Raw genomic sequence first — 8844 nt, 5'->3', positions numbered from 1 at the left:
GAAGTTATCGAAGTCCGTTGTCGGCGAAAATTTGAAGGAAAAGTGTTAGCCGCGACAGAGTGAATATCATCCCGGTGGAGAACCTGACCCTTTTAGATCTTCTTCAATTTTTTGCGACGTGATCGTGTCAGCGGATCGGAATGGCGCGTTCGCCGATTCATCCAAGGACGATTACTTCTGCTACGGCGAACAACGCGATCAATTGCGACTCTGTCAGGTTGACCGACCTGCGAATCGCGGGGGAGTTCCCAAATCCACCCGGGCGGAAGTCGGTCGGTCGGCCTCGACTCGGCCGACCGACTTTCGCCCGATCAGTGCGCCATGTCCCCGGCACCGGCGGGCGGGGTGCGGCGGCCGTAGAAGCTGTAGAGGACCGGCACGAGGTTCAGGGCCACAATGGTGAACAGCATCCCGCCCACCACGACAACGGCCAGCGGCTTCTGCGATTCCGACCCCATCTTCGTTGAGAGGGCGGCCGGCAGCAGGCCGAGAATCGCGGCGAGGGCGGTCATTACCACCGGCCGTACCAGTTGCCGGGTGCCGCGGAGGAGGGCGTCGTTCAGCGGCACGCCGTGCGCCCGCATCCCGTTGAACGCTGAGACGAACAGCAGGCCGTTCATCACCGCCACGCCGAGCACGGAGATGAAGCCGACCGCCGCCGAGATGTTGAAGTTCAGGCCGGCCAGACGCAGTGCCCAGACGCCCCCGATGCCCATTGCCAGCACGTTCGCCAATACCACGAGCGTGTCGAGGAAGTTGTGGAACGCGAGGTACAGGAACAGCACGATCAGCACGAGCGAGACGAGGAACATCTTGGCCATCCGCCCCTCGGCGGCTTCCATCTGCTTGAACTCGCCGCTCCACTCGGCCCGGTACGGCACCTTCAGTAACGGGTCCACCTTCGCCCGCGCCTCGGCCACCGTGGACGCGAGGTCACGGCCGCGGACTTCGAACTTGATGGCGATGAGCCGCTGCCCCTGCTCGCGGTAGATCGTGCTGGCCCCCGGCCGCAGGAACGAGCCGTTCGCCTCGTCGGGTTGTCCCTTCGCGTTGAGTGGCGTGACGAGGTCACTCAACCGGCGGACCGGCGTGCCGGTCGAGACGTTCGGGGCGTTGTAGGCGTCGCCGGTCGGTGACGGGAGCGCCATTGTCGTTCCGATAGGCGACAGGCCGATGGCACCGCCACTCGCCGGCGTCGGGGCGAGCGCGAACTGATTGCCGGCCGTCACTTGATTACCGCCGACCGGCACCGGGATCGCCAGGATCGACTCCTGATCCGCCCGCAGTCGGGCCGGCCAGCGGACCGTCACGTCGAACAGGCGGCCGCCCTCTTGCATCTGCGTCGCCGCCCGCCCGCCGACGGCCGACTGGATCACGGCCTGCACGTCGGCGGCCGACACGTTCCACCGGGCGCACTTCTGCCGGTCCACGGGGAACTCCAGACTCGACTGCCCCTGCACGCGGAACACGCCGGCGTTCTGCACGCCCGGCACGCCGTTGAGCGTGTCGCGAATGTTGGCGGCCGTCTGTTCCAGCACGTCGAGGTCCGGGCCGAACACCTTGATCGAGTTCTCCCCCTTCACGCCGGAGAGGGCTTCCATTACGTTGTCGCGGATGATCTGCGAGATGTCGAAGTCCACACCGGGGAAGTTCGCGTCGAGGGCTTCTTCCAGGTCGTGGACCATCTCGGCCTTCTTCCGCGGGCGGCCGCGCTTCGGGTCCACCGGCCAGTCGGCCTCGGAGCGTAGTGGTAGGAACGTCTCGCAGTTGTAGTATCCGGTCGGGTCGGTGCCGTCGTCCGGTCGGCCGATGGTCGGGACGATCACCGCGAACTCGGGGAACTGTTGCAGCACCTTGCGGAGTTGCTTCACCCGCCCCGAAACCTCGCCCAGCGCGACGTTCACCGGGAACGTGCCGCGGACCATGAGGTTGCCTTCCTCCAGTTCCGGCATGAACTCGCGGCCCATGTTCGCGGCCAGCACCCCGGTGAAGGTCAGCACCCCGACGAATCCGGCCAGCGCGAGCCAACGGACGTGTAACAGCCACCGCAGTTGCACCAGGAACATCCACTGCAACGCCCGGACGAGGACGTTGTCGGGCTTCGGCTTCAACCGCTTCATCAGCAGGTAACAAAGCACCGGCGAGACGGTCATCGCCAGGATGAGTGCGCCGCCGAGGGCGAAGGCATACGTGTCGGCCATCGGGCCGAAGATTTGCCCTTCCGGGCCGCTCATCGTGAACAGCGGCAGCAGAGCACACACCATGATGACGGTGGCGAAGAACACACTCTTCGTCACCTGCCCGCAAGCCGCGAGGATGCGGTCTTCGATCGGCCGGTCGGCGTCGTCGGTTCGCATCAGGTTGCGGTAGATGCTCTCGACGATAATGACTGACGAGTCGACGATGATGCCGAAGTCGACCGCCCCGATGGACAGCAAATTAGCCGACTTGCCGCGGGCGAGGAGGACGCCGAACGCGAACAGCAGCGCGAGCGGGATGTTGAGGGCCACGATGACGGCCGCCCGGACGTTGCCGAGGAACATGAGCAGGATCGTCGTCACCAGGGCCATGCCGACGAGCAGGTTCTCGTGGACCGTCTCGGTGGTCTTGTCGATGAGCGTCGTGCGGTTGTAGAAGGTGGCGAGTTGCATCCCCGGCGGCAGGTGGCCGGGTTGGTTCAGCTCCTCGACCTTCGCCAGCACGTCCTTGAGGGCGGGCAGCGACTCCTGCCCCTTGCGGAGCAGGACGATCCCCTGCACCACGTCGTCTTCGTCGTCCCAAACCTGAGAGCCGTCGGGGTTGAAGGTGCGATTGCCGTCGGCGTCCAGATGCGGCTTGCTGAAGCCGACGCGGCCTTGGCGGGTCTGGTAGCCGATGACGACGCCTCGTGTTACGAGGCGGCCGTCGTCGACGCGCGGGCTGCCGTCGGCGTTCAGGCATGGGCCGCCGTCCACGAGTTGATCGACGCGGACCGGCACGTTGTTCACGCTGGCCACCACGACCTGCCGAATCTCGCGGCAGCGGCGGGCTTCCTCGCTGCGAAGGTACTCGGCGGCCGTACGGGCGTTGGCCATCGCGAGCGTCTGCTGTTGCGGGTCTTGGCCGTTACCCAACAGGCCGAGCGAGCGAACGACGATGGTGAGTTGGCCTTGCGTGAGGTTGTCGCCGCTGCCGTTGGCGTTGGAGTTGCCGACGGCCGTCTGGAGTTGTGCGAGCGAGACGCCGTACTGCCGGAGGCGGTCCGGGTCGGGCTGAATCTCGTACCGCTTGATCGTCCCGCCGACCCCGGTGACGCCCGCGACCCGCGGCACGCGGAGGAGTTCCCGCTGAATCACGTACTCCTGCGTCGCCTTCAGGTCCGAGAGGGTGTAGATCGGCTTCCCCGTGACCGGGTCTTTCGGGTTCTTGATCGTGAAGCGGAGGATTTCGCCGATCGGCGAGGCGGGGGAAATCTGCGGCGTGACGCCGGCCGGCAGGTTCACCGACGCGAGGCGGTTCAGCACGTCCTGCTTGGCCTGCTCGTACTCCCGGGCGTAGGTAAACTGGTTGCGGATGTGGCTGAGGCCGAACAGCGACTTGCTGCGCGTCGTGTCCAGCCCCGGCATCCCGGCGAGGGCCACTTCCAGCGGCACCGTGACTTGCCGTTCGACTTCCTCGGCACTGGCCCCGGGGAACTGGGCGACGACTTCGATGATCGCGGGGGCGGGGTCGGGGTAGGCTTCGATGTTGACGTGAACGAAGGCGTACCCGCCGCCGATGGCCAACACGACCGTCAGGATCATCACGATGAGCGGGTTCGCGACGGCCCACGAAATCCAGTTCTTGACCACAACTTCCTCGGGCGGAGGTTCAGGAAATTACGGCCGCACGGCGACCGTTTCAGGGGCGGGGAGGACGTCCATTGCGTCGCGGAGCAGGATCGCGCCGGTGGTGACGACCTGATCGCCGCCGCGGACGTTACCTTCGGCCCGCACGCAAATGATGTCGTGGAACCGGCTGGCGACCCGCACCGACACGCGGTGGTAGCGGTTGGCCGCCCCTTCCGCCCGGACGAACACCACGCTCTCGCGACCGTCTTCGATGACGGCCGCGGCCGGCAGTTCGATCTCCCCGTTCGGGGCCGGGAACTCCAGGCAGGTGGTCACGAACTGGCCGACCTTCAACTCGCCGTGGGGGTTCTCCACGGAGCCGGTAACGAGGGCCGTGTGCTGGTTCGGGTCGATGACCGAGCCGATCTGAGCGAGGGTGCCGGCGAACTTCTCCTCCGGCCGCGAGGGAACCTTGACCACCCAGCGGATCGGCTTCGGCAGGGCTTCCAGTGCGGGCAGGTCTTCCTCGTACACGTGTGCCCACACTACCAGCCGCGACAGGTCGCCGACTTTGAACAGATCGGCGGTGGTGTCCACAATGTCGCCGGCCGCGACGTTCTTTTCGAGGATCATGCCGTCCTGCGGTGCCCGCACTTCGACACGGGCCCACTCGCCGAGACTCGCCTTCTTCTCGCCGACTTTCGCCGTGAACTTTTCGCCTTCCTGCCGCACGGCCGCGACCTCGTCCTCGGTCAGTCGCCACGTCCGCAGCGTCCGCTCGGCCCGCTCGACGGCGATGCGGTCCGCCTCGACGATTCGCTCCGCGTCGCGAAAGCTCCGCTCGGGCACGGTGCCGTCCTTGTACGCCCCTTCCAAGTTCCGATAGGTGATTGTGTCAGCCCGCAGCCGCGAGACGGCGTCCACCAGCTCGCTCTTTTTCTCGCCGAGGTCTTTGCTCCACACCACGGCGAGCAGGTCGCCCTTGTGAACCGTGTCGCCGACGGTGAACGTGCGGGTGGTCGTCGGCGCGGGTTCCGACGAGAACGATGCCATCGTGGGAACCGTCGTCTGGCCGAGCGACATCACCTCGCCGGCGAACCGCGAGTGGACGCGCGAGAGGCGGTTGGTGTCCAGGGCGAGTGTGCCTTGCAGCGGCGGGAACGGCCGGGACCGCGTTCGCGGGGTGACGGCGACCGTTTGCAGGCCGATGTTGTGCGCGATCGACTCGGGCACGACGAGCATGTCCTTCTCGACGCGCTGAACCTTCTCTGGTTCCGCGGCGTTCGGTGCGGCCACCGACGGGGCGGGCGACTTGGCCGGGGCCTTCGTCGCCAGGTACGCGGCCCCTCCTCCCACCGCGAGGACGAGGCCGACGAGGAACACGCTACGGGCTGTCGAAAAAGCCCGGACGAGCCATGCGGACATTAGTTCTCTCTCACGCTCGGGGTGTTCGGGGATCGGGATTCGTCAGACCAGCCGGCGACCGCTCGGGCACGGGCCACTAACCGCCGCACGTGACTCGACAAACCTTGCCCGCGGCGGTACGCCACCGGGGCGAAGAGGAAGCCGGTCAGGCCGCCAATTTCGACCGCGACTCGAACCCGCGTGCCGGCGGGCGTCGGCTCGAACTCATACGTCGTCGTCATCTCCGCGAACCGGCCCGCGGTGACGACCGTGTACCGGCCCGACGATTGCTCCTGCACGAGTCGGACGGGCGAGCGGGGCAGCACCGGGGCTTCGCCGTCCGCCTGCCAGACCGACCAGTTCCAAATGTCCTTGACCACCGCTTCCAGCCACGGAGCCGGCACGTCGGTTGTCGTTACGAGCGTGTGCTGCCACATGTTCGGCCTTCGCGGCAAGCCACGGGGCCACCGCGGAAGAGAAGGAAGAACCGGCATTCACGTGCGGGCGGGCTGCGGGAAGAAATGAGTGGCGCTCAATCTCGGGTGCAACTCATGCCGGAGCCATTAACGAAAGGGAGAGACGCAAAGGGTGTGCCGAACGATTTCGAACCAGCGAATGAGCCGAAAAGTGCGAATTATCGCAGGAATTCGCGCCCGCCGGCCGCGAACGATCGGACGTGGGCGGGCGGCGATCAGGCCGGTGGCCGGCGGCTAATCAGTGGTGTCGTCGTCCGACCAGACGCTCTTTTCGATGGTAATGCCGAGAGATTTGAGCTTGAACCGCAGGCTGCCGCGGGTGATTCCGAGCCGTTCCGCCGCCCGGAGTTGGTTGCCGCCGGTCCGCTGAAGGGTGCGGGTAAGCAGTTCTCGTTCCAGATGCTCCAGGCACTCGGCGTAGACGTTGTTCGAGTTCGAATCCAGCCGGGTGGCGACGTACTGATCCCAGACCCGTTCCCGGGCGTCGGCCGAGGCGGGACCCGCTTCGGTCGGCGATGCCAGCGGAGTCGCCCCGGCCGAGATCGACAGGTCGCCGGGGAGCAGGATCGCGCCGCCGGAGTGGAGGATCGCTTGCTTCAGTACGCTCTGTAACTCGCGAATGTTCCCCGGCCAGCGGTACGCGCGGAGTGCGGCCCGCGTTTCGTCCGGCGCGACGGCCACCGCTCTGTGGAACTCGGCGGCGTACCGGCCGACGTAGAAGTCGATCAGCAGGTCGAGGTCGGCACCGCGGTCCCGCAGCGGCGGCAAGTTAATCGGGAAGACGTTCAGCCGGAAGTACAGGTCGGCCCGAAACCGGCCGGCGGCGACGTGCTTGTCCAGGTCGGCGTTCGTCGCCGCGATGACCCGCACGTCGGTGGTGACCGTCTCGTTCCCGCCGACCCGCTCGAATGATTGTTCCTGCAACAGCCGCAACAACTTCACCTGGGCCAGTAGCGGCATCTCGCCGACTTCGTCGAGGAAGATCGTCCCGCCGCGGCACTGTTCGAACTTACCGATCCGCTTCCGCTCGGCTCCGCTGAACGCCCCTTTCTCGTGGCCGAACAGTTCGCTCTCGATCAGGTTCTCCGGGATTGCCCCGCAGTTGATCGCCAGGAACGGCTGTCGGCTCCGCCGCGAGTGCTGGTACACCGCCCGGGCGACGAGTTCCTTGCCGGTGCCGCTCTCGCCGAGGATGAGCACCGTCGTGTCGGTGTCGGCGACCCGGCCGATGGCCTTGTACACCGCCTGCATCGCCTCGCTGCGGCCGACCAGCGCATCAGCCTGCGGCGGCACCGTACCCGCGTCGGCGACCACGGCCGGCACGGTCATCAGCCGGCTGGACGCGCACGCCTTGTCCACGGCCTCCTTCAACTGGTCGTATCGCAGGGGCTTCAGGAGGTAGTCGAACGCCCCGCGCTTCATCGCCTCGATGGCGAGTTCCGTCGTGCCGTGGCCGGTGACGAGGATGATCGGCACGCGGTGGTTGACCGCCTTGACCTGGTCGAATGCCTTCAGCCCGTCGGCGTCCGGTAGGTGAACGTCGAGGATCACCACGTCCGGCGGGTCGGCCGCCAGTTGGCGCAGGCCGTCGACGGCGGTCACGGCCGACGCCGTGGCGTACTCCGGCGGGTGGAACGCCTTGCGAACCGCGTGCTGGATGACCGGTTCGTCGTCAATCACGAGGAGGTTGGGCATCGGCGCTCCGGTCGGTGGGAACGGGTAGTTGAACGACGAAGCACGCGCCCCCCTCGGGGCGGTTCGAGCCGGTGAGCGTGCCGTGGTGGTCCTCGACGATCCGCCGCGACACCACCAAGCCCAGACCCAGGCCGGTTTCCTTCGCCGTCAGGAACGGCTCGAACAACCGCGGGAGGATGTCGGCCCGGATGCCGGGGCCGGTGTCGCTCACGGCCAATTCGATTGTACCCCAGTCCGGCCGCGACTTCACGCCCAGGCTCAGGGTTCCGCCGTGCGGCATCACGTCGAGCGCGTTGAGGAGCAAGTTTAACACGACCTGCCGCAGTTGGTCGGCGTCGGCCTCGATCACCAGGTCTTCCCCCGCGTCGAACCGCACGTCCACCCGCTGTTGCTCGATCCGACCGCGGGCGAGGGCCAGGGCGGTCCGCACGATCTCGGACGGCCGCACGTTCGCCCGCCGCAGTTCCGGCGGCCGGGCGTAGTCGAGGAACTGTTGCAACGACTGTTCGATCCGGTGCAGTTCCCCTTCGATCAGCGTGAAGTCTTCCTCGGTCAGCCCGCCGGCGGTGCGGTCGCGGCGGGCCGTCTCGATGAGCAGAATGACCGACGTGAGCGGGTTGCGAATCTCGTGCGCCATCCCGGCGGCCAACTGCCCGACGGCGGCCAGCCGTTCGGCCCGGCGGACTTCCCGCTCCCGCTGGTGCAACTTCGTGACGACCTGTTCGACGCGCACGAGCAAGTCGTCGCTGCCGTCGCGAAGGGGTTCGCCGCTTCGCTCCCACTCGATGGGGGGAATTTCCTGCCCGAGCATCTCGGACGCCCCCTGGACCCGCACCAGGAATTGGTGGATCGTCCGGCGGAGACTGCGGGCCAACCCGTACCCCAACACGAGGCCGGCGACCGACCCGAGGCCGCCGACCGCGACCAGCCCCCACGCCATCCGTTGCAGGGAGCGGCGGTGATCTTCTTCCGACTGCTTGAGTTCGCTCCCGTTGTAGACCCGCAGTTCCTCGGCCGACACCACCACCCGCTCGCGGAGGAAGAGGGCCAACTCGGCCGGCGGCACCCGGCCTTCCCGCCAGAGGCGAAGGTACTCTTCGAACAACTCGGCCACGCGGGCGGCCAGTTTCACTTCCTCGTCCTTGTCCGCGAGGCGGGCCATCTCGGCAAGATCCGCCCGCACCTGTTCGTGCAACGGTTCGACCTCCCGCGCCCGCCGGTCGTGCAGGGTGGCCAGGCGGTTGGCGTGCGTCTCCAGGTTGGTCGCCACCCCGCGGCTGAAGATGTCCTCCTGGAGCGCCGCGACGGTCAACCCCTGTTCGCGGTTGAGGTACACCGCGACCGACCCGCAGAGCACCAGCAACAGGAAGCACGACGTGCCCGACAAGATCAGGACGCGCAACGGGTAACTGCGGATGGGCATCTCTCGCGTCTCCACACTCGCGAAGTCGTTCCCACAC

5 protein-coding genes are annotated in these 8844 nt (G+C 66.9%); all 5 read right to left on the bottom strand.

What is annotated here, in order from left to right; all coding sequences use genetic code 11:
• Positions 1–311 precede the first annotated feature (311 nt).
• The 5 genes from PX52LOC_RS04735 to PX52LOC_RS04715 all read right to left on the bottom strand — a co-directional run bounded on the left by PX52LOC_RS04735 (position 312) and on the right by PX52LOC_RS04715 (position 8807).
• A complete protein-coding gene (locus PX52LOC_RS04735) occupies positions 312–3830 on the bottom strand; it encodes an efflux RND transporter permease subunit (protein ID WP_149109012.1) in 3519 nt (1172 codons plus the stop codon).
• 27 nt (positions 3831–3857) lie between these two features.
• Positions 3858–5234, bottom strand: coding sequence for an efflux RND transporter periplasmic adaptor subunit (locus PX52LOC_RS04730; protein ID WP_149109011.1), 1377 nt, complete (start codon positions 5232–5234; stop codon positions 3858–3860).
• Positions 5234–5650, bottom strand: coding sequence for an SRPBCC family protein (locus PX52LOC_RS04725; RefSeq protein WP_149109010.1), 417 nt, complete (start codon positions 5648–5650; stop codon positions 5234–5236). Before PX52LOC_RS04725 ends, PX52LOC_RS04730 begins: the two co-directional genes overlap by 1 nt.
• A 273-nt stretch (positions 5651–5923) precedes the next feature.
• On the bottom strand, positions 5924–7384 hold the full coding sequence (locus PX52LOC_RS04720) for a sigma-54-dependent transcriptional regulator (RefSeq protein ID WP_149109009.1): 1461 nt from the start codon (positions 7382–7384) through the stop codon (positions 5924–5926).
• Positions 7362–8807: a sensor histidine kinase gene (locus PX52LOC_RS04715; protein ID WP_149109008.1), complete on the bottom strand. Its 1446-nt coding sequence runs from the start codon at positions 8805–8807 to the stop codon at positions 7362–7364. Before PX52LOC_RS04715 ends, PX52LOC_RS04720 begins: the two co-directional genes overlap by 23 nt.
• Positions 8808–8844: the final 37 nt, after the last annotated feature.

Origin of the sequence: Limnoglobus roseus (assembly GCF_008254045.1) — a bacterium.
Taxonomy (GTDB): domain Bacteria; phylum Planctomycetota; class Planctomycetia; order Gemmatales; family Gemmataceae; genus Limnoglobus; species Limnoglobus roseus.
This window is presented reverse-complemented; position numbering and strand designations above follow the sequence as displayed.